Source organism: Pseudomonas sp. TE3786, assembly GCF_054057335.1.
Genome location: NZ_JBSRZF010000006.1, coordinates 244,533 through 264,872, shown reverse-complemented (window position 1 = coordinate 264,872; position 20,340 = coordinate 244,533). Strand labels below are relative to the sequence as shown.

The window sequence follows — 20,340 nt, the reverse complement described above, 5'->3', positions numbered from 1 at the left end:
CAAAAGGCACGGCGAGTGCCGTGCCTTTTGTCTATGGAGTCAATTTGTCGCGGTAACGCAGCCTACGCAGCCCTCGTAGGAGCGGCTTCAGCCGCGATGCTTTTGATCGTTGAAAGCATCGCGGCTGAAGCCGCTCCTACAGGGTCGAGGATTCGCCGGCCTTGCGATGCGCCTCGCGATATTCCCCCGGCGTCATCCCGGTCCAGCCCTTGAAGCTGCGGTGAAACGAGCGGCTTTCGGTAAACCCCAGGTAGTAGGCGATGTCCTGCACCGGCAAGGTACTGCGGGTCAGGTAATGCTCCGCCAGCTCTTGCCGCAACTGGTCGAGTATCTCCTGATAACTGGTCCCCGCCTGCTGCAAATGCCGTTGCAGGGTACGCACGGTCATTTCGAATTTTTCCGCCACTCGCTCCTTGCGCGGCAGGCCATCCTTAAGCAGCAGACGCAGGGCGTTTTTCACCCGTAGCGGCAGCGGTTCGCCTTCGTCCAGGCCGGCCATCAGGGTCAGCGCGTGTTCTTCCAGGGTGCGCAGCAAGTTGGCATCGGCCTGGCGCAGCGGCACGTTGAGGTATTCCATCGGCACCAGCAGGGCGTTGACGCTCTGTGCGAATTTCACCGGGCAACCAAACACGCTTTCGTACTCGGCCAACTCGGTGCCGGCCGGCTGCGCGTGCTCGAACCACACCTCCCGGGGCGAGGCCTGCATATCGGCGATCCAGCGCGCGTAGAGCAGCCAGGAGGTCAGCACGTTCTCAACCATATGCCGGCGAATCTCTGCCGGTTCATGGCGGCAGCTCCAGATCAGGCGCAGATGGTCAGCCGCCGGTTCCAGGCGGCTGACGCCCATGTCGCCGACCAGTTTCTCGTACGGCACGATACGGCCCATGGCCTCGCCCAGGGTGGCGCAGTTCATGGTGATATAGCCCAGCACGCTCCACGAGCCGGGCTGGGTGAAGTGCGCGGCGTGCAAGCCGAACAGCGGGTCGCTGGATTCGCGCAGCAGATGCGCCAGGAGCTTTTCATGGGCTTCGCTGGGCAGACGTCGGCCATTGTCTTCCAGATCGCTGGCGCTCAGGCCGGCAGCGGCGAGGGCGGCGGCCTGGTCGAGGCCCAGCTGTTCGGCGTGGCGCAGGTATTTGAGCAGGGCTGGAACCGAGGTGTAGCCAAGTGCGTGCATGGCGTCGTTCTTATTCTGATGGACTGTCTTGATTGGCCACTGGGTCTGTCCTTATCCGACAGTGACCCCGAACAGCGGCCGGCTAGTATAGGCACCCATATAGCTCGTTCGGAACTGGCGAGTGATCAACACTAGGAGACTCGCATGCGGCGCTGGAATGGTTGGGGTGATGAAGCAACGGTGGTGGAATTGCCTGCCCATGGTGAGGCCTTTCTTGCCGAGCTGATCGGCCCCGGCCAGCCACTGCCGGACGCCAGCCTGGCGCAGGTCTTGGCCCAGGTGCCGGCCTCGCGCCTGGCGGTGCATCCGCTGGTGGTCACCGCTGCCGAAGACCGCGTGCGCCATGCCCGTGGGCAAAGCCTGCCGGATTGGCTGGCGATGCGCGAAGGGCGTTTCGAGGTGTTCCCCGATGGCGTTGCCTACCCGCAAGCCCCGGCGCAGATCCGCGAACTGCTGGCCTGGGCCGCTGCCCATGATGTGCGGGTGATTGCCTACGGCGGTGGCACCTCGGTGGCCGGCCATATCAACCCGCAGGCCAGCGACAAACCGGTGCTGACCCTGTCGCTGGAACGCATGAATCGCTTGCTGGAGCTGGACGAGCAGAGCCTGATCGCCACCTTTGGCCCCGGTGCCAATGGCCCGCAAGTGGAAAGCCAGCTGCGCGCCCGTGGTTACACCCTTGGCCATTTTCCGCAGTCCTGGGAGCTGTCGACCCTCGGTGGCTGGGTGGCCAGCCGTTCCAGTGGCCAGCAGTCGCTGCGCTATGGGCGTATCGAGCAGCTGTTTGCCGGTGGCAGCCTGGAAACCTTTGCCGGCACCCTGCAGCTTCCGACCTTTCCGGCCTCGGCTGCCGGCCCGGATCTGCGCGAAATGGTGCTCGGTTCGGAGGGGCGTTTCGGGGTGATTTCCTCGGTGCAGGTGCGGGTCAGCAAACTGGCGGTGGAAGAAAAGTTCTACGCCGTATTCCTGCCCTCCTGGGCCAAGGCCCTGGAGGCGATTCGTACCCTCGGCCAGGCGCGGGTGCCGCTGTCGATGCTGCGCCTGTCGAATGCCATCGAAACCGAAACCCAGCTGGCTCTGGCTGGCCATCCCGAGCAGATCGCCTGGCTGGAAAAGTACCTGGCTCTGCGCGGTGCCCGTGCCGGCAAATGCATGCTGACCTTTGGCGTGACCGGCAACCGGGCGCAGAACGCGCTGTCGCTAAAGCAGGCCAAGCGTCTGCTGAAAGGCTTTGGCGGGGTGTTTACCGGCACCCTGCTGGGGAAAAAATGGGCCGAAGGGCGCTTCCGCTTCCCCTATCTGCGTGAGGGCCTGTGGCAGGCCGGTTATGCCGTCGACACCCTGGAGACGGCCACCGACTGGAGCAATGTCGACAGCCTGCTGAACAAGATCGAAGCCAGCCTGCGCGGCGGCCTCAGCGATGAGGGTGAGCAGGTGCATGTGTTTACCCACCTCTCCCACGTGTATGGCGAAGGCTCGAGCATCTACACCACCTACGTGTTCCGCCCGGGCCTTGACTACGCCACCACCCATGCCCGTTGGCAGAAACTCAAGCATCTGGCCAGCAGCACCGTGGTCAATAACCGCGGCACCATCAGCCACCAGCATGGCGTTGGCCGCGATCACGCACCGTACTTGCCAGTGGAGAAGGGCGAGCTGGGCATTGCCGCCCTGCAGGCGATGGCCAAGCATTTCGACCCCGACCAGCGCCTTAACCCGGGCGTATTGCTGAAATGACAACCGCCTGGAATGCCGGCTGGCGCGAGCAGGCGTTGGCCGAGCTGGCTGCCTGTGACTGGGATCTGATTGTGGTCGGCGGCGGTATCAGCGGTGCCGGCATCCTTCGCGAAGCAGCGCGGCGCGGCTGGCGTTGCCTGCTGATCGAACAGCGCGATTTCGCCTGGGGCACCTCCAGCCGCTCATCGAAGATGGTTCACGGTGGCCTGCGTTATATCGCCAAGGGTCAGTTCAAACTGACTCGCGATTCGGTGCGTGAGCGCCAGCGTCTGCTGGGCGAAGCGCCTGGTCTGGTCGATCCGCTGAGCTTTGTGATGCCGCATTACCAGGGTCAATTCCCCGGGCCCAAGGTGTTCGGCAGTTTGCTGCGGGTTTACGACGCCCTGGCCGGCAAACGCACCCACCAGTTCTACGGCAAACAGCCACTGGGTTATCTGGCCCCGGGTCTGAAGGCTGAAAGCCTGCTGGGTGGCACGCGCTTTTTCGATGCGGTGACCGATGACGCCCGCCTGGTGATGCGCGTGCTGGGTGAGGCGCGGGCCGATGGCGGCGAGGCGCTGAATGGCCTCAAGGTGGTTGAACTGACCCGCGCCGATGGCCGGGTAACCGGTCTGCAGGCCGAGGACAGCGAAAGCGGTCAGCGCTATCAATTCAACGCGGGCGTGGTCGCTCAGGCCACCGGGGCCTGGGCGGATCGTTTGCGCAAAAAGGACGGCGGCGAGCATATCCGCCCACTGCGTGGTAGCCACCTGCTGCTGCCGGCCTGGCGTTTACCGCTGGCCCATGCCTTTAGCTTTATGCACGCCGCCGACCGTCGTCCGGTGTTTGTTTTTCCCTGGGAAGGTGCCACGGTCATCGGCACTACTGACCTGGACCATGGCGACGATATCGATCTGGAAGCGCGTATCAGCGCTGCAGAAGTCGAGTACCTGCTGAGCGCCTGCTTGCAGCAGTTTCCCCAGGCCCGGATCAGTGCGGCTGACGTGCTATCCACCTGGGCGGGTGTGCGTCCGGTAGTCACCAGTGGTGAGGCCAGCCGCAAGCCCTCGGATGAAAAGCGCGAGCATGTGCTGTGGAGCGAACCGGGCAGCGTGACCCTGGCCGGCGGCAAACTCACCACCTTCCGTTTGCTGGCCCTGGAAGTGCTGCAGGCCTGCGCGCCAATGCTGGGTAAAACCCTTAGCGATCAGGGCAGTGCGGTATTTCGCCCGCAGCCACTGCCGGCCATCGCCGGGTTGAGCGCCGGCCAGCAACGGCGTCTGGCCGGGCGCTACGGTTGTCAGTTGGCACTGCTGCTGCCGCTGCTGGAGCAAGTTGGCACTGATTGTGTGGCTGCCACCGACACCCTGTGGGCCGAGCTGGCCTTTGCCGCCGAGCACGAGCTGGTGCTGCATCTGGATGACCTGCTGCTGCGCCGCAGCCGTATCGGCCTGCTGCTGGCGCAGGGTGGGGCCGAGCATCTGCCGCGGATCCGCGAGCTATGCCAGGCCCGCCTGGGCTGGAATGACCAGCGCTGGCAGGCGGAACAGCAGCAGTACCTGAGTCTGTGGCAGCGCTGCTATAGCCTGCCGACCCCGCCAGAAAAACAAGAATAAAAGGCCTACGCCATGACTGAAAAAAGCTACCTGCTGGCCATCGATAACGGCACCCAGAGCGTGCGCGCCTTGCTGTTCGACCTCGAGGGCAATCTGCTCGGCAAGGGCAAGGTCGATCTGCAGGCCTATTACTCCCAGCAGCCCGGCTGGGCCGAGCAGGACCCGGATTACTACTGGCAGAGCCTCGGCGAAGCCTGCCGCCTGCTGTGGCAGCAAGTGGCTATCGACAAAAGCCGGATCAAGGGCGTGTCGCTGACCACCCAGCGCGGCACCATCATTACCGTGGACGCCGCGGGCAAACCGCTGCGCCCGGCGATCCTCTGGCTGGACCAGCGCCGCGCCGAAGTCCGCGACAAAATCAAAGGCCCCTGGGGCTGGCTGTTCAAGCTGATCCGTGAAGAAGCGACGGTGGACTATTTCCGCGCCCAGGCCGAAGTGAACTGGCTGGCGCAGGAGCAACCGGAGATCTGGGCCAAGACCGACAAGGTATTGCTGCTCTCGGGCTTTCTCACCCATCGGCTATGCGGGCGTTTTGTCGACTCGGTGGCCTGCTGTGTCGGTTACCTGCCGTTCGACTACAAACGCCTGAAATGGGCGGCGCGCAGCGACTGGAAATGGCAGGCCATGCCGGTGCGGGCGAACCAGTTGCCCGACCTTGTGAAGCCCGGCGAACGCCTGGGCGTGATCAGTGCCGAGGCCAGCCGGCATACCGGCATTCCCGAAGGCTTGCCGCTGATTGCCGCTGGCGCCGACAAGGCCTGCGAAGTGCTGGGTGCAGGCGGCGTGGAGCCAAGCACGGCGTGCTTGTCGTACGGCACTACGGCGACCATCAACACCACGCGGCGTAGCTACCTGGAAACCGTGCCGCTGATTCCACCGTTTCCGGCGGCCATTCCCGATCACTACAACACCGAGGTGATGATCTACCGGGGTTTCTGGATGGTCAGCTGGTTCAAGCAGGAGTTCGGCCTGCGGGAAATGCAGCGCGCCAAAGAGCTGGGCGTCGAGCCGGAAGCGCTGTTCGACGAGCTGGTCAACAGCGTGCCAGCCGGCTCCATGGGCCTGATGCTGCAGCCCTACTGGACCCCCGGCATCCGCGAGCCGGGGCTGGAAGCCAAGGGCTCGATCATCGGTTTTGGCGATGTGCACACCCGCGCGCATATTTACCGCGCCATCCTCGAGGGCCTGGCTTATGCCTTGCGCCAGGGCAAGGAGCAGATCGAAAAGCGCTCGCGCAGCAAGATCACCCGGCTGCGGGTGTCCGGCGGTGGTTCGCAGAGCGATGCGGCCATGCAACTGACGGCGGATATCTTCGGTTTGCCGGCCGAGCGCCCGCATGTGTACGAAACCTCCGGGCTGGGGGCTGCTATCGATTGTGCGGTCGGCCTGGGGCTGCACCCGGACTTTCCCAGCGCTATCGCCGCCATGACCCGCGTCGGCCAGGTGTTCCAGCCCAACCACAAGTCGCAACAAATCTATGAACGCTTGTACCGCGAGGTGTACCAACGCATGTACAAGCAGCTCAAGCCGCTGTACCAGAGCATCCGCAAAATAACCGGGTATCCGGCCTAGGCTTTTCGTCAGGTCCGGTAGCTGGTGCTAGGGTTGGCCAAGCGACTAAAGGATTTGATGATGAGCGAGCGTAAAGCCTTACTGATTCTGCACGGCAAACAGGCTCTCAACGACGAGGTGCGCGCCGCCGTTCAGGCCCGTCGTGATGAGGGTTGGGAGTTGGCCGTGCGCGTCACCTGGGAGGGCGGCGATGCCCAGCGCCTGGTGAACGAGGCGCTGGCCGCCGGTTACCCGACCATTATTGCCGGTGGCGGCGATGGCACTTTGCGCGACGTCGCCGAAGCCATGGCCCTGGCCGACGCAGATGCCAGCCTGGTGCTGCTACCGCTGGGCACCGCCAATGACTTCGCCCGCGCCGCCGGGGTGTCGCTGGTGCCGCTGGAAGCCCTGGCCTTGCTGGATCAGGCGGCGACACCCATCGATCTGGGCGAGGTCGACGGCCAGTTGTTCCTCAATATGGCCACTGGCGGCTTTGGCTCGAAAATCACCGTCAACACGCCGGAAGAGCTCAAGCGCGTGCTCGGCGGCGCGGCATATTTCCTCACCGGGCTGACCCGTTTCTCCGATGTGCATGCGGCGTTCGGCCGTTTCAGTGGGCCGGATTTTGCCTGGGAGGGGGATTTTCTCGCCCTTGGCATCGGCAACGGTCGCCAGGCCGGCGGCGGCCATGTGCTGTGCCCGCAGGCCTGCGTCAACGACGGCTTGCTGGATATCTGCATTATTCCGGCACCGCAGGACGTGGTCGGCACCCTGGGCACGCTGCTGTCCGGCGGCATTCTCGGGCTGGAAAGTGTGTCGATCAACGCGCGCCTGCCCTGGGTCGAGATCGAAGCGCCGGAAGGCCTGGACCTCAACCTCGACGGCGAACCCCTGGAAGGCAAAGCGCTGCGCTTCAATGCCCGCCCCGCCGCCTTGCGCGTGCACCTGCCGCCGGGCTCGCCGTTGCTGGCCATAGACGCCTGAAAGAAGCCGGCGCAGACTGCCAGAGCACCCAGCCCAACCTGCCCAGCGGCGCAGGCTGCAATTGCTGTGGCCGTGATGGCACGGCATGATGGCACCTCATTTTTCAGCCCAAATTTCAGTTGCGCTATCGGTGGCCGATAAGGTTGCAAGCATTAGCTAGACTCGATAGACACGACAGGAGCACAGCATGGCCGGCATTCTCGATTCAGTGGACCAACGCACCCAGCTAGTGGGTGAGAACCGCCTGGAAATTCTGATGTTCCGCCTGGCGGGCCGGCAGCTCTTCGCGATCAACGTGTTCAAGGTGCAGGAAGTCCTGCAGATGCCCAAGCTGACCTTGATGCCCCATCGCCATCCTTTCGTCTGTGGCGTGGTCAGCCTGCGGGGCCAGACCCTTCCGGTTATCGACCTGTCCCAGGCCATTGGCATGCGCCCTATAGTGCCGGATGAGCGCAGCACCATTATCGTCACCGAATACAACCGCTCGGTTCAGGCCTTTCTGGTGGGCGGTGTCGACCGAATTCTCAACCTCAACTGGGATTCCATCCTGCCGCCGCCTGGTGGCGCGGGGCGTCAGCACTACCTGACGGCAATCACCAAGGTGGAAGAGCAGTTGGTGGAAATCATCGACGTGGAAAAAGTGCTGGCCGAAATCGTGCCGTACAACGCCACCATTTCCAGCGACCGCCTCAGCGACCCGCTATTGGAAAAAGCCCGTGGCCGCGAAGTGCTGCTGGTGGATGACTCCAGCGTGGCCCTGGCGCAATTGCGTGACACCTTGTCCCAGCTGGGGCTGAAAATGCACGTCGCCACCGACGGTTTGAAAGGCCTCAACCAGCTGAAGAAATGGGCCGATGAAGGCCACGTCATGACCGACAAGCTGCTGATGATCTTTACCGACGCGGAAATGCCGGAAATGGACGGCTACCGCCTGACCACCGAAATCCGCAACGACCCGCGCCTGAAAGACCTCTATGTGGTGCTGCACACCTCGCTGTCCGGCAGCTTCAACGAAGCCATGGTGAAGAAGGTCGGCTGCGATAACTTCCTCTCCAAGTTCCAGCCCGACAAGCTTGTGGATGTTATCCGTGAGCGCTTGATGCTCGACGAGTGACGGTCTGCTGCGCGTCGGCCCTCCGGCGTTAAAAAGCCCTGCTGAAATGCTCATTGGCTACAGCCAACTCCGCTTTCAGCGGGGCTTTTTGCCTTGGATGGCTCTAGCTCGCGAGACCTTGTGTATGCAGCGAAAAGCAAAGGCTTGAGTCTTGCTCCGGCAATTCCGTATAACGGTCCCTTGTGATCTTCACTCAGGACCTCCGTTATGCGTCTCTCCGCCCTTTACCGTTTCCCGATGAAATCCGCCATTGGCGAAAGCTTGCCGCGTGCGCAGCTGGACAGCATCGGCATGCTCGGTGATCGACGCTGGATGCTGGTGGACGCCAGCAATGGGCGTTTCTTTACTCAGCGGGCGATGGCGCATATGTCGCAGCTGTCGGCGCTGTGGAACCCGCAAGGTGGCCTGACCCTCAACGCTGAAGGCTTTCAGTCGCTCGACGTGCCGGTGCCGGGTCCGGACGCGGAAATGCGTGGTGCCTTTATCTGGAGCGACAACATGTACGTGCCAGACGCTGGTGACGAAGCGGCCGAATGGCTCAGCCGCTTTCTCGGCAAGGCCTGCCGCCTGGTGCATGTGCCGGTAGACCGCGCGCGGGATATTCCCGGCAGCCTGAGCCCGGAGGAGAAAGTGGGGTTCCCCGATGGTTTTCCGCTATTGCTGATAGGCCAGGCATCGCTGGAAGACTTGTCCGCCCGGGTTGGCCGGCCGCTGGAGATGCTGCGCTTTCGCCCCAACCTGGTGGTGGAAGGCAGCGAGGCCTACGCCGAGGACAGTTGGAAGCGCATCCGCATCGGCGGCATCGAGTTCCGCGTGGCCAAGGGCTGCAGCCGCTGCATCCTGACCACCATCGATCCACAGACCGGCGAGCGCAGCGCCGACCGTGAGCCGCTGACCACCCTGAAAACCTATCGCGAGCGTGAAGGCGATGTGTATTTCGGGCAGAACCTGATTCATGAAGGGCAGGGCGAGATAGCGGTTGGGATGGAAGTGGAAGTGCTGGAGTAGTGTTTCCCCGTCCCCCGTAGGAGCGGCTTCAGCCGCGATGCGCTTCAAGCGCAAAAGCATCGCGGCTGAAGCCGCTCCTACGGGAGCACGACAGGTCCATCAGTTACTGATCATCAAAAAAACGCTCATGCCAATCCACCAACGGCTGCGGGGCGTTGAGCTTGAAGCCGTAGATCACCGCGTAGGACAGCACGTTCTGCACGTACTGACGGGTCTCGTCGAACGGGATGGTTTCTACCCACACGTCGTAGGCCAGGTGGTTGGAGCCTTTCAGCCACTGGCGCACGCGGCCGGGGCCGGCGTTGTACGCGGCTGAAGCCAGTACCCGGTTGCCGTTGAACTGGCCATGCACCTGGCTTAGATAAGCCGCACCCAATTGCACGTTCTTGTCCGGGTCCAGCAGTTGTTGCGGGGCAAACGGAATACTGAATTTGCGCGCGGTTTCCTTGGCGGTGCCGGGCATCAGCTGCATCAGGCCGCTGGCGCCGACACCGGAGCGGGCATCGTCCATAAAGGCGCTTTCCTGGCGGGTAATGGCGAACACCCAGCTCGAATGCAGACCGCGCACCTTGGCTTCACGCACCAGGGTGCTCTGGTGGGCCATGGGGAAGCGCACATCGAGGTCGTCCCAGTACTGCGCCTGGCTGATGGTGCGGATCGCCGGGAAGTACCACTGTTTGTCATAGGCCAGGCGCGCCTGGGCCACCAATTCGTCACGGTTGAACAGACGGCTGACGTGATACCACTCGCGACGACCGTCGACGATCTGGCCACGGTCGTGGAATTCCAGGGCGCGGCGAATGCCTGGGGTGTTACGGACTTTCTGCACCAGTTTCGGGTCCAGCAGCAGCGGCTTGTTGGTCAACTGGTATGGGGTTTTCAGCTGGTCGGCCGCCATAAAACCGTAGAAATCACGCTCCTTGGACACCGGCTGGTACAGCAGCAGGGCCGGGCCCTGATTGTTCGGATCGGCCAGTTGCTGGCTGCGGGCTTGCCAGTAGCGCCAGCGGTTGGTGCTGGCCAGATCGGCCGGCATACGGCGGATCAGCTGGTTGGCATCGCTCCAGCGGCCCAGGCGCAGCAGCAGGCGCGCGCGCCATTCGGTGACGGTGTTGTCACGCAGGTCCGGGTCGTACTGGGTCATGATCGGCAGGGCGCGATCATCGAAGCTTTTCGCCAGGGTCAGGCCGATTTCGCGCGCTATCGCAACCTTTTCTTCCGCCGAGAACGGCAGGCGCTGGCTGTAATCGTTAAGCAGGCTGATGGCTTTTTCCGGGTCCTGTTTGGCCAGGCGGCGCAGGCCGATGCTGACCACATCGGCCATGGTCTGGCTGGCCGGGGCAAAGCGTGGGGTCTGCGCCAGCATGGCGGGCTTCTGCGCCGCGTCGATCATCAGCTTGGCCTGGCTGCTCAGGGTTGGCAGGGACGCGGTCAGATGGGTTGCCAGGCTGTAATTGCGTGCTTGCACAGCCAATTTCAGACGCTTCCACACCATGGTTTCAGGAAGCTGGCCGGCGTTTGCCCACATGGCGAACAGTGGCTCGCACGCGTCCGGCTGGGATTTGCCCACCAGCCAGAGTTTTTCCGCGCTGGCATAGCCTTCGGCGGTTTGACCGCTGATCAGTTGGTGCTGACCATTGAGGCAGTCCAGCTCGGTGAAATTCATTTTCGGGTCGTAGTACTTGCTGAAGGTCTTCCAGTCGCCACGCTCGGCCAACCAGCGCAACCAGCGCAGCTTCATCCAGTTGGCTTGGGGCAGGTCGCCGTGCTCGGCGAGGAATTTTTCGATTTCGGCGTTACTGGCGTTTTTCAGCCGGGCGGTCAGCTCGTCATAGGCCAGATACGGCTCCAATGGGTAGTCGGCCAAGGCATTGGCGTACATCCGGTAAGGGCCGCTGTCGCCTTTGGCCAGCGCACGTTTGGCCTCGTCATAAAACGACCGCTGCTGCGCCAGGCTGGCGGCCGCAGAGGCTTCGAGAGTGACGGAGGAGAGGAGCAGGCAGGACAACAGGCAGAGCAGACGACCGCGCATGACACTTCCGAGCTGAATATTCTGAAAGACGCCAAGGGTTAGCTAGGCGCTAAAGGTCGGTAGCTTAGCCTTTTGCCAGGCGGTGACGAAAGCGAAAGCGCCGGGGTTTTGTGGGAGGGGGGGCGGCCATCCGATTTAGCCGCGAGTCCTGCAAACGCCAAGATCAAGAACGTCGCGGCTGAAGCCGCTCCTACGAGATCGCGAACGGTCGAAAAAATGCCACCCGGCCAAGGGCGCAACTCGGTAGAATGCGCGCCCAGTTTTGCCGATGCCAAAAGCGTCCGGCAAAGAGATTTCCAGCGGTTGTTCTGCCAAGGGCGAACGGCCGCAGCTATTCCCCTCGAGGCGACCATGCTGCTCAAGTTCACCGATGTTTCCCTGGCCTATGGCGCAATGCCGCTGCTGGACAAGATTTCCTGGCAGATCGCCCGTGGCGAGCGGGTGTGCATCATCGGCCGCAACGGCACCGGTAAATCCAGCCTGCTGCGTCTGGTCAAGGGTGATCGTCTGGGGGACGACGGTTCGGTGTGGCGCGCGCCAGGCTTGAAAATCGGTGAACTGCCGCAGGAATTGCCGGTGGCCGATGGCCGTACCGTGTTCGATGTGGTGGCTGAAGGCCTGGACGGTGTCGGCGCCTTGCTCGCCGAATACCACCACCTGAGCATGAACATCGTCACCGACGAAGACCTGAACAAACTTATGCATGTGCAGCAGGAGCTGGAAGCCAAAGACGGCTGGCGCCTGCAGCAGTTGGTAGACAGCACCCTGAGCCGTCTGCAGCTGCCAGCCGACAAAACCTTGGCCGAGCTGTCCGGTGGCTGGCGTCGTCGGGTGTTGCTGGCCCAGGCGCTGGTGTCCGAGCCGGACCTGCTGCTGCTCGATGAGCCAACCAACCACCTGGATATCGGCGCCATCGCCTGGCTGGAAGACGCCCTGAAAGATTTCCAGGGCGCTGTACTGTTCATTACCCACGACCGTTCCTTCCTGCAGAACCTGGCCACCCGCATTCTGGAACTGGACCGCGGCGGCCTGATCGACTGGAACGGCGACTACGCCAGCTTTCTGGTACATAAAGAAGCGCAACTGTCCGCCGAAGAAACCGCCAACGCCCTGTTCGACAAACGCCTGGCCCAGGAAGAAGTGTGGATTCGTCAGGGCATCAAGGCCCGTCGTACCCGTAACGAAGGCCGTGTACGCGCCCTGAAAGCCTTGCGCGTAGAGCGCAGCGAACGTCGCGAGCGCACCGGCAAGGCCAACATTCAGTTGGATACTTCGGAGAAATCCGGCAAGCAGGTGATGGTGCTGGAGAACGTCAGCTTCGCCCACCCGGGCGGCCCGCAGCTGATCAAAGACTTCTCCATGGTTCTGCAGCGCCAGGACCGTATCGGCCTGCTGGGTGCCAACGGTACCGGCAAGACCACCTTGCTCAAGCTGATGCTCGACGACCTGCAGCCTACCGGCGGCAAAGTGGAGGTCGGTACCCGTCTGGAAGTGGCCTACTTCGACCAGTTGCGTCACCAGCTCGACCTGGAAAAGACCGTGATCGACAACGTCGCCGAAGGCCGCGACTTCATCGAGATCGATGGCCAGAACCGCCATGTGCTGAGTTACCTCGGCGATTTCCTGTTCAGCCCGCAGCGTGCACGCACGCCGGTGAAAGCGTTGTCCGGTGGCGAGCGTGCCCGTCTGTTGCTGGCTAAGCTGTTCAGCAAGCCTGCCAACTTGCTGGTACTGGACGAACCGACCAACGACCTGGATGTGGAAACCCTCGAGCTGCTGGAGGAAGTGCTGTCGAACTTTGCCGGCACCGTGCTGATGGTCAGCCACGACCGGGCATTCCTCGACAACGTGGTAACCAGCACCCTGGTCTTCGAAGGCGAAGGCAAGGTGCGTGAATACGTTGGCGGTTATCAGGATTGGCTGCGTCAGGGCGGTTCACCGAAGCTGCTGGGCGTGGGTGAAAGCAAATCCGGCAAGCCGGAAGCCACCGCGCCGGCACCCGTTGCCAATGCTGCCATCGAAGCCGCGGAAATTCCGGTGGCGAAGAAAAAGCTCAGTTACAAGCTGCAGCGTGAACTGGAAGCCCTGCCGGGGTTGATCGATGCCCAGGAACGCAAGATCGCCGAGCTGAATGAAGAAATTGCCGGGCCAACCTTTTATCAGCGGCCGGCGGCAGAAAGTGCAGCGGTTCTGGCCCTGCTGGATTCCGCGCAACAAGAGCTGGACGCGCTGCTGGAGCGTTGGGCTGAGTTGGACGACTGATAAGGCTTGGCGGAGACCTGAATGGCCATCGAGTACCGGATTTCCCTCGACGATAGTCACGAGTTTGGCTATCGCATTGAACTCAACCGCGAGTACGACCAGGAGCGCGCGCAACTGGCACCGGTCTGGACGCGGCTGGAGTATCACCAGTGCAGCAATTGCCCGCTGAAACGTGAGCAATACAGCCACTGCCCGGCGGCAGTGGACTTGCACCGGGTGATTGAGGACTTTCACGGCTTGCCGGCGTTCCAGAAGGCGCACTTCTGGGTGCGCACGCCTGAGCGTGAATACAGCAAGCAGGTAGGTCTGGAGGAGGGCTTGCGCGCCTTGCTCGGCCTGATCATGCCGACCAGCGCCTGTCCGGTGCTGAGCAAGCTGAAACCCATGGCGTTCCACCATCTGCCGTTTGCCAACAATCAGGAATTTATTCTGCGGGCGGTGTCGCTGTACCTGTCACGCCAGTACTTCAACTTCCGTGAAGGGCGACATGCGGACTGGGAGTTGAAAGGCTTGGTGCGCTTGTTCCAGCAATTGCAGCTGGTGAACCAGGCGTTCTGGCAGCGCATTCACGATGTCTGCGAAGGCGACTCGAACCTCAAGGCGTTCCTGACATTTTTTTCCATGTCGACCAGCATCACCCATTCGCTGGAAACCCAGTTGCAGAAGATTCGGCCGATGGTGATGAGTGCCGGGGATTTGCCGGAATCGTAGCGGCAAAGCACTGGTAGGAGCGGCTTCAGCCGCGAAGCTCTAGACCTGGAAACGCCGTTTTCAGGCCCGGCGCAATCGCGGCTGAAGCCGCTCCTACAGGGGCATGCGGTTATTCTGGCTTTTTCAAGCGTACCGCCAGCACATCACACGGCGCACCATGCAGCACGTCATTGGCAGTAGAACCTAGCAGCAGCGCCAGGCCGTGACGGCCATGGCTGCCGACCACAATCAGGTCTGCGCCTTGCTCGGCGGCGAGGCGGTGGATTTCCTGGCGGGGTTGGCCATAGACCAGATGACGGGTGTCGGTACCCAGTTCCGGGTACTTGGCGGAATAAGCGTCCAGACGTTCGCGGGCTTGTTCGAATTGTTGCTGTTGCAGGGTGGAGAGGTCCATCGGCACGTCGCCGCCAAAGGCCATGGCCATCGGCTCGACGATATGCACCAGCGACAGCTTGGCCTGGCTGGCGGTGGCGAGCGCATAGGCGCGCTTCATTACCGGGTCGCATTCTTCGGAAAGATCCAAGGCAACGAGAATGTGCTGATAGATCATGGTGGTGACTCCTCCTGAGACTAATGATCGAAGTATGGCTGTGATTGTTGGCTTAATGCAGCCTTTTAGTTGTGGGATTACTCGTATGACCTTGTGGATCGTAGTACTGCTCACCGCCGTTGTGCTCAGCCCCCTGGCCTGGCTGCGGCCTTCGCGCCGCCAGCAAGGGCGCATGGCCATTCGCATGGCTGCCCGCCAACAGGGTTTGGGGATGCAGTTGTCGCGCCAGGAGTGGCCGCACTGGCTGCCCGAAGAACCGCCAAGCCCCTGCCCGCAGTACCACCGTGCCCGGCGCAAAGGCGCTGAAGATACTTGGTGTTATTGGCAGCTGACTGCCGGGCAGTGGGTAAACCAGTGGCGGGAGCCGTGCCCTGACGAACACTTGTTGCCGCACCTGCAAACTTTGCCCGCCGACGTTTACAAGGTCGAAGCCAGCAAGCAGATGGTTGCCCTGTGTTGGGGCGAGCGCGGCGAGGTGGAAAGCCTCGAGCCGGTGACAGCGGTGTTGAAGGCCTTGGCGTAGGGCCTTCGCAGCACCCAATAAAAAGCCCACGTTTAAGCGGGCTGGGGTGGCCAGGCAGGCCGGAAAGCTGTTCGAATCGGTCAAAGTTTAGCAGCCAGATACTGCGCCGAAACCCCTTCCAATCCGTCGATAATGCTGTCTGAGTACTTGCTGACCACGAATGGTACCGAGTTCTCGTTGTAGTTCTTCAGCGATTTCTCGATATAGCGCCACTTGGTGTTGATACCGCTCAGCGACTCGCGAATCTGGGTGGTGTTCTGCGGCGCTTTCTCCATTGTGGTGAGTTGGCCAGCGAACTGGTTGACCAGGTCATCGATGGTTTTCTCATCGCCAGCGGCGCTACCAATAAAGGTGCCACCCACCGAGGCGCTGCGAGAAGCATAGTCCACGGCGATGGCCTGCATCAGCAGACTTTGCTCACGGCTTTGTTGGGTCATGGGCGGCACGATCTGGCCGCTTTCCTGCTGAATCTTGGTGTACAGCTCGCTGCTCAGGGCCATCAGTTGCTGATTGCGGGTGGCCAGGTCGGCTACCGGCTGCAGGTCGGTAAAACCCTGGGTTTTCATCGCAGTGGTGAGGTTTTTCAGTTCGCTTTCGTAGGCGTTCAGCTGTTGTTCAAGCTGGGCGCGCATGGCTTTGGAGGCATCGCCGGGGAGGTTGGTGATTTCCGCCAGGCGTGCACTGGCGTCGTGCACCGACTCGTCGATCTGACGCGCATAGCGCTGATCGCCGTCCATGCTGTTGAACATATAGAAATCGCCGAGGCTTTTCTGCGCGGCCAGACGCAGCTGATGCAATTTCAGCAGGTTGTCTGTCGGTGCAGTGGCGGCGGTTGCGCCTTGGAAGGTCAGAAGGGCGGTCAGTACGGCGCTTAGCGAGATGGCAAGCAGACGGCTCGACATAGTTACTCCGTGGGACTTCATTGTTTTTGTTTTTGTCACGCACTTTTGGCGTGTTGAGACGACTGTACCTGCAGCGTTTCGCTTTGGCTAGCTGTGACCGACATCACCTTGATGGCATTGGTCGGGTAGCCCGCCAGCCGCGGCCTAGAGCAGTTGGAATGATTTGCCAGGCATATCGGTCAAATTCCGGTGAGGGCGTATCACGCGAAGCGCTCTAATTGACAAGCGCATTCTTTTGCACGAAGGTGTGCGCACCCGAATCAAACGGGCGTATGAATCAAGTGTTTGCTTTGTCAGCACCGGTTCATAGACCGTCCGAATATCGCGTCGGCGGGTATGTCAGGCCGTTGGAGACTAGTCTTCTGGCGGTTCTGCTGCGGATCAATCCGCTGCTTGGCGTCCGGCGTGTACTAGTTCAGCTTCCATACCGTGGAGATCAGTTGATGATTTACGAAGGTAAAGCCATCACGGTTAAGGCTCTTGAGAGCGGCATCGTCGAATTGCAATTCGACCTCAAGGGTGAGTCCGTCAACAAATTCAACCGTCTCACACTGGCCGAATTGCGCCAGGCTGTGGACGCCATCAAGGCCGACGCCTCGATCAAGGGCGTAATCGTCAGCAGCGGCAAAGACGTATTCATCGTCGGCGCCGACATCACCGAGTTCGTCGACAACTTCAAGTTGTCCGATGAAGAGCTGATCGCTGGCAACCTTGAAGCCAACAAAATCTTCAGCGACTTCGAAGACCTTGGCGTTCCGACCGTTGCGGCCATCAATGGCATCGCACTGGGCGGCGGTTTTGAAATGTGCTTGGCTGCGGATTACCGCGTCATCGCTAGCGGCGCCAAAGTTGGCCTGCCAGAAGTCAAACTGGGCATCTACCCAGGTTTTGGCGGCACCGTACGTCTGCCGCGTGTTATCGGTACCGATAACGCCATCGAGTGGATCGCCGGCGGTAAGGAAAACCGTGCAGAAGACGCCCTGAAAGCAGGCGCTGTCGATGCTGTGGTTGCTGCTGACAAGCTGCAAGCCGCTGCCCTGGACCTGGTCAAGCGCGCCATCTCCGGCGAGCTGGACTTCAAGGCCAAGCGTCAGCCGAAGCTGGAAAAGATCAAGCTCAACGCTATCGAACAAATGATGGCTTTCGAAACCGCCAAAGGTTTCGTTGCCGGTCAAGCTGGCCCGAACTACCCGGCACCGGTCGAAGCGATCAAAACCATCCAGAAAGCGGCCAACTTCGGTCGTGACAAAGCCCTGGAAACAGAAGCTGCCGGTTTCGTAAAACTGGCCAAGACTTCCGCTTCGCAGAGCCTGGTTGGCCTGTTCCTGAACGATCAGGAACTGAAGAAAAAAGCTAAAGGCTACGACGCCATCGCCAAAGACGTGAAACTGGCTGCCGTACTCGGCGCCGGCATCATGGGTGGCGGTATCGCCTACCAGTCGGCCTCCAAAGGCACGCCAATCCTGATGAAGGATATCCGCGAGGAAGGCATCCAGATGGGCCTGGCCGAAGCGTCCAAGCTGCTGGGTGGCCGCGTCGCCAAAGGTCGTCTGACTGCTGCCAAGATGGCTGAAGCGCTGACCGCCATCCGCCCAACCATGTCCTACGGCGACTTCGGTCACGTCGACATCGTGGTTGAAGCTGTTGTCGAGAACCCGAAGGTCAAAGCGATCGTTCTGGCTGAAGTGGAAGGCGTGGTACGTGAAGATGCGATTCTGGCATCCAACACCTCGACCATTTCCATCAACTTGCTGGCTAAAGCCCTCAAGCGTCCGGAAAACTTCGTCGGTATGCACTTCTTCAACCCGGTGCATATGATGCCGCTGGTTGAAGTAATTCGTGGCGAGAAGTCCAGCGATGTAGCTGTAGCTACCACCGTTGCTTACGCCAAGAAGATGGGCAAGAGCCCGATCGTGGTCAACGACTGCCCAGGCTTCCTGGTCAACCGCGTGCTGTTCCCGTACTTCGGCGGCTTCTCCAAGCTGATCAGCGCTGGCGTCGATTTCGTGCGCATCGACAAAGTCATGGAGAAATTCGGCTGGCCAATGGGCCCGGCTTACCTCTCCGACGTAGTCGGCATCGACACTGGCCACCACGGCCGTGACGTAATGGCTGAAGGCTTCCCGGACCGCATGGCTGTTGAAGGCCGTACTGCGGTCGACGTGATGTACGAAGCCAACCGCCTGGGCCAGAAGAACGGCAAAGGCTTCTACTCGTACGAAATGGACAAGCGCGGCAAGCCGAAGAAAGTGACCGATCCGGTTGCTTACGAAGTGCTCAAGCCAGTCATCACCGAACAGCGTGAAGTGACTGATGAAGACATCATCAACTTCATGATGATTCCGCTGTGCCTGGAAACCGTTCGTTGCCTGGAAGACGGCATTGTCGAAACCGCAGCTGAAGCCGATATGGGCTTGATCTACGGCATCGGCTTCCCTCCCTTCCGTGGTGGTGCACTGCGTTACATCGACTCCGTCGGTGTAGCCGAGTTCGTCGCCCTGGCAGACAAGTACGCCGACCTGGGCGCGCTGTACCACCCCACCGCGAAGCTGCGTGAGATGGCCGCCAACGGCCAGAGCTTCTTCGGTTAAGCGCGTAACGCATAGAGCGAGAGTGAATTTATGAGCCTGAATCCAAGAGACGTGGTGATTGTCGACTTCGGTCGCACCCCGATGGGTCGTTCGAAAGGCGGCATGCACCGCAACACCCGCGCAGAAACCATGTCTGCGCAACTGATCACCGGCGTGCTGGCACGTAACCCGAAGCTGGACCCAGCTGAAGTGGAAGACGTGATCTGGGGCTGCGTAAACCAGACCCTGGAGCAAGGTTGGAACATCGCGCGCATGGCGTCGCTGATGACGCCGATCCCGCACACCAGCGCTGCGCAAACCGTCAGCCGCCTGTGCGGTTCCTCCATGAGCGCCCTGCACACCGCAGCTCAGGCGATCATGACCGGCAACGGTGACGTATTCGTCATCGGTGGCGTGGAGCACATGGGCCACGTAGGCATGATGCACGGCGTGGATCCGAACCCGCACCTGTCGCTGTATGCCGCCAAGGCCTCGGGCATGATGGGTCTGACTGCGGAAATGCTCGGCAAGATGCATGGCATCAGCCGTGAAGCGCAGGACGCATTCGGTGAGCGTTCGCACCGTCTGGCCCACAAGGCCACCGTCGAAGGCAAGTTCAAGGATGAAATCATCCCGATGCAAGGCTACGACGAGAACGGCTTCCTGAAGGTGTTCGACTACGACGAAACCATTCGTCCGGAAACCACCCTGGAAAGCCTGGCTGCCCTGAAGCCTGCGTTCAACCCGAAGGGCGGCACCGTAACTGCCGGTACGTCGTCGCAGATCACCGATGGTGCTTCGTGCATGATCGTGATGTCCGCGCAGCGCGCTCAAGACCTCGGCATCCAGCCGCTGGCCGTGATCCGCTCGATGGCAGTGGCTGGCGTTGACCCGGCAATCATGGGCTACGGCCCGGTGCCGTCGACCCAGAAAGCGCTGAAACGCGCTGGTCTGAGCATCAACGACATCGACTTCTGGGAGCTCAACGAGGCTTTCGCTGCACAGGCCCTGCCGGTGCTGAAAGACTTGAAAGTGCTCGACAAGATGGAAGAGAAGGTTAACCTGCACGGCGGCGCTATTGCCCTCGGTCACCCGTTCGGCTGCTCTGGTGCGCGTATTTCCGGCACCTTGCTGAACGTGATGAAGCAGAATGGCGGTACTTTTGGCGTGTCGACCATGTGCGTCGGTCTCGGCCAAGGCATCACCACCGTCTTCGAACGCATCTAAGGGAACGCTCGGCGACGAGCGAACTCCCATTTGCGAGGCGGTGTACAACCGGGGCCCTGTGCCCCGGTTTTTATTTTTGTCAGAACCGACTTTTATTTCTACAGATGTGAGGAAGCCCCTGATGCAGTTACAACCCGGCCTCTATCGTCACTACAAGGGTCCCGAATACCGCGTGATCGGTGTGGCGCGGCACTCCGAGACGGAAGAGGAAGTGGTGGTGTATCAGGCGCTCTATGGCGAATACGGCTTGTGGGTACGTCCCCTGAGCATGTTTACCAGCACCATCGAAGTGGACGGCCAGACCATGCTGCGCTTTGCTCTGATCAAGGCCGAACCTGATCTCTTCGTGCGGCCTTGAGCTGACATCGAACGTGATCCGCCCTTGACCTCACCTTAG

Annotated in this window: 16 protein-coding genes; 12 read left to right on the top strand and 4 right to left on the bottom strand. The window is 61.3% G+C overall.

All coding sequences use genetic code 11. From position 1 onward, the window contains the following. Positions 1-136: 136 nt before the first annotated feature. On the bottom strand, positions 137-1,177 hold the full coding sequence (gene gliR, locus ACVW0Y_RS09915) for an AraC family transcriptional regulator GliR (RefSeq protein ID WP_457437901.1): 1,041 nt from the start codon (positions 1,175-1,177) through the stop codon (positions 137-139). A gap of 144 nt (positions 1,178-1,321) precedes the next feature. On the opposite strand from gliR, the gene ACVW0Y_RS09910 reads away from it, so the two are divergent. The 6 genes from ACVW0Y_RS09910 (at position 1,322) to ACVW0Y_RS09885 (ending at position 9,166) form a co-directional block, all read left to right on the top strand. Continuing rightward, complete coding sequence (locus ACVW0Y_RS09910) at positions 1,322-2,914, top strand: FAD-binding oxidoreductase (protein WP_457437900.1); 1,593 nt, start codon at positions 1,322-1,324, stop codon at positions 2,912-2,914. Beyond that, entirely contained in the window at positions 2,911-4,509 is a 1,599-nt protein-coding gene (locus tag ACVW0Y_RS09905; RefSeq protein ID WP_457437899.1) for a glycerol-3-phosphate dehydrogenase/oxidase, read from the top strand. The genes ACVW0Y_RS09910 and ACVW0Y_RS09905 overlap by 4 nt, the downstream gene beginning before the upstream one ends. A gap of 12 nt (positions 4,510-4,521) precedes the next feature. Then, positions 4,522-6,081 (top strand): FGGY-family carbohydrate kinase, encoded by a 1,560-nt coding sequence (locus ACVW0Y_RS09900; RefSeq protein WP_457437897.1) that lies wholly within the window; start codon positions 4,522-4,524, stop codon positions 6,079-6,081. 60 nt (positions 6,082-6,141) lie between these two features. After that, positions 6,142-7,044, top strand: a complete 903-nt coding sequence (gene yegS / locus ACVW0Y_RS09895; RefSeq protein WP_457437895.1) for a lipid kinase YegS — start codon at positions 6,142-6,144, stop codon at positions 7,042-7,044. A 187-nt stretch (positions 7,045-7,231) separates the two neighbouring features. Further along, the gene (locus tag ACVW0Y_RS09890; protein WP_457437894.1) at positions 7,232-8,158 is read left to right on the top strand and encodes a chemotaxis protein CheV; all 927 of its coding nucleotides are present in this window, start codon (positions 7,232-7,234) and stop codon (positions 8,156-8,158) included. A 207-nt stretch (positions 8,159-8,365) separates the two neighbouring features. Continuing rightward, a complete protein-coding gene (locus ACVW0Y_RS09885; RefSeq protein ID WP_457437892.1) occupies positions 8,366-9,166 on the top strand; it encodes an MOSC domain-containing protein in 801 nt (266 codons plus the stop codon). Positions 9,167-9,269: 103 nt separating this feature from the next. On the opposite strand, the gene ACVW0Y_RS09880 is transcribed toward ACVW0Y_RS09885, so the two are convergent. After that, positions 9,270-11,198, bottom strand: coding sequence for a transglycosylase SLT domain-containing protein (locus ACVW0Y_RS09880; protein WP_457437890.1), 1,929 nt, complete (start codon positions 11,196-11,198; stop codon positions 9,270-9,272). Between the two features lie 351 nt (positions 11,199-11,549). Between ACVW0Y_RS09880 and ACVW0Y_RS09875 the strand changes: the two genes are divergently transcribed. Together ACVW0Y_RS09875 and ACVW0Y_RS09870 are read left to right on the top strand one after the other, a co-directional pair. Further along, positions 11,550-13,460 carry an ATP-binding cassette domain-containing protein gene (locus ACVW0Y_RS09875; RefSeq protein ID WP_457437888.1) on the top strand — a complete coding sequence of 637 codons (1,911 nt, stop codon included), beginning with the start codon at positions 11,550-11,552 and terminating at the stop codon, positions 13,458-13,460. Between the two features lie 21 nt (positions 13,461-13,481). Further along, positions 13,482-14,171, top strand: a complete 690-nt coding sequence (locus ACVW0Y_RS09870; protein ID WP_457437887.1) for a DUF6901 family protein — start codon at positions 13,482-13,484, stop codon at positions 14,169-14,171. Positions 14,172-14,280: 109 nt separating this feature from the next. On the opposite strand, the gene ACVW0Y_RS09865 is transcribed toward ACVW0Y_RS09870, so the two are convergent. After that, the gene (locus tag ACVW0Y_RS09865; RefSeq protein ID WP_457437885.1) at positions 14,281-14,721 is read right to left on the bottom strand and encodes a universal stress protein; all 441 of its coding nucleotides are present in this window, start codon (positions 14,719-14,721) and stop codon (positions 14,281-14,283) included. Positions 14,722-14,806: 85 nt separating this feature from the next. Between ACVW0Y_RS09865 and ACVW0Y_RS09860 the strand changes: the two genes are divergently transcribed. Then, positions 14,807-15,244, top strand: coding sequence for a hypothetical protein (locus tag ACVW0Y_RS09860; protein ID WP_457437884.1), 438 nt, complete (start codon positions 14,807-14,809; stop codon positions 15,242-15,244). Positions 15,245-15,324: 80 nt separating this feature from the next. Here ACVW0Y_RS09860 and ACVW0Y_RS09855 read toward each other — a convergent pair whose 3' ends face one another. Beyond that, positions 15,325-16,146, bottom strand: a complete 822-nt coding sequence (locus ACVW0Y_RS09855; RefSeq protein ID WP_457437882.1) for a hypothetical protein — start codon at positions 16,144-16,146, stop codon at positions 15,325-15,327. Positions 16,147-16,589: 443 nt separating this feature from the next. Here ACVW0Y_RS09855 and fadB point away from each other — a divergent pair, with 443 nt between their 5' ends. From fadB to ACVW0Y_RS09840, 3 genes are all read left to right on the top strand, one after another. After that, positions 16,590-18,737 (top strand): fatty acid oxidation complex subunit alpha FadB, encoded by a 2,148-nt coding sequence (gene fadB, locus ACVW0Y_RS09850; RefSeq protein ID WP_457437880.1) that lies wholly within the window; start codon positions 16,590-16,592, stop codon positions 18,735-18,737. Positions 18,738-18,767: 30 nt separating this feature from the next. Then, complete coding sequence (gene fadA / locus ACVW0Y_RS09845; RefSeq protein WP_457437878.1) at positions 18,768-19,943, top strand: acetyl-CoA C-acyltransferase FadA; 1,176 nt, start codon at positions 18,768-18,770, stop codon at positions 19,941-19,943. A 121-nt stretch (positions 19,944-20,064) separates the two neighbouring features. Then, a complete protein-coding gene (locus ACVW0Y_RS09840) occupies positions 20,065-20,301 on the top strand; it encodes a DUF1653 domain-containing protein (RefSeq protein ID WP_457437876.1) in 237 nt (78 codons plus the stop codon). Positions 20,302-20,340: the final 39 nt, after the last annotated feature.

Bases quoted from the DNA above. Each gene is read 5' to 3' on its own strand.
- ACVW0Y_RS09875 (WP_457437888.1), top strand. From the start codon at position 11,550: ATGCTGCTCAAGTTCACCGATGTTTCCCTGGCCTATGGCGCAATGCCG.
- ACVW0Y_RS09865 (WP_457437885.1), bottom strand. From the start codon at position 14,721: ATGATCTATCAGCACATTCTCGTTGCCTTGGATCTTTCCGAAGAATGC.
- ACVW0Y_RS09900 (WP_457437897.1), top strand. From the start codon at position 4,522: ATGACTGAAAAAAGCTACCTGCTGGCCATCGATAACGGCACCCAGAGC.
- ACVW0Y_RS09840 (WP_457437876.1), top strand. From the start codon at position 20,065: ATGCAGTTACAACCCGGCCTCTATCGTCACTACAAGGGTCCCGAATAC.
- fadB (WP_457437880.1), top strand. From the start codon at position 16,590: ATGATTTACGAAGGTAAAGCCATCACGGTTAAGGCTCTTGAGAGCGGC.
- ACVW0Y_RS09880 (WP_457437890.1), bottom strand. From the start codon at position 11,198: ATGCGCGGTCGTCTGCTCTGCCTGTTGTCCTGCCTGCTCCTCTCCTCC.
- ACVW0Y_RS09885 (WP_457437892.1), top strand. From the start codon at position 8,366: ATGCGTCTCTCCGCCCTTTACCGTTTCCCGATGAAATCCGCCATTGGC.
- ACVW0Y_RS09905 (WP_457437899.1), top strand. From the start codon at position 2,911: ATGACAACCGCCTGGAATGCCGGCTGGCGCGAGCAGGCGTTGGCCGAG.
- ACVW0Y_RS09870 (WP_457437887.1), top strand. From the start codon at position 13,482: ATGGCCATCGAGTACCGGATTTCCCTCGACGATAGTCACGAGTTTGGC.
- yegS (WP_457437895.1), top strand. From the start codon at position 6,142: ATGAGCGAGCGTAAAGCCTTACTGATTCTGCACGGCAAACAGGCTCTC.
- ACVW0Y_RS09855 (WP_457437882.1), bottom strand. From the start codon at position 16,146: ATGTCGAGCCGTCTGCTTGCCATCTCGCTAAGCGCCGTACTGACCGCC.
- ACVW0Y_RS09910 (WP_457437900.1), top strand. From the start codon at position 1,322: ATGCGGCGCTGGAATGGTTGGGGTGATGAAGCAACGGTGGTGGAATTG.
- fadA (WP_457437878.1), top strand. From the start codon at position 18,768: ATGAGCCTGAATCCAAGAGACGTGGTGATTGTCGACTTCGGTCGCACC.
- ACVW0Y_RS09890 (WP_457437894.1), top strand. From the start codon at position 7,232: ATGGCCGGCATTCTCGATTCAGTGGACCAACGCACCCAGCTAGTGGGT.
- ACVW0Y_RS09860 (WP_457437884.1), top strand. From the start codon at position 14,807: ATGACCTTGTGGATCGTAGTACTGCTCACCGCCGTTGTGCTCAGCCCC.
- gliR (WP_457437901.1), bottom strand. From the start codon at position 1,177: ATGCACGCACTTGGCTACACCTCGGTTCCAGCCCTGCTCAAATACCTG.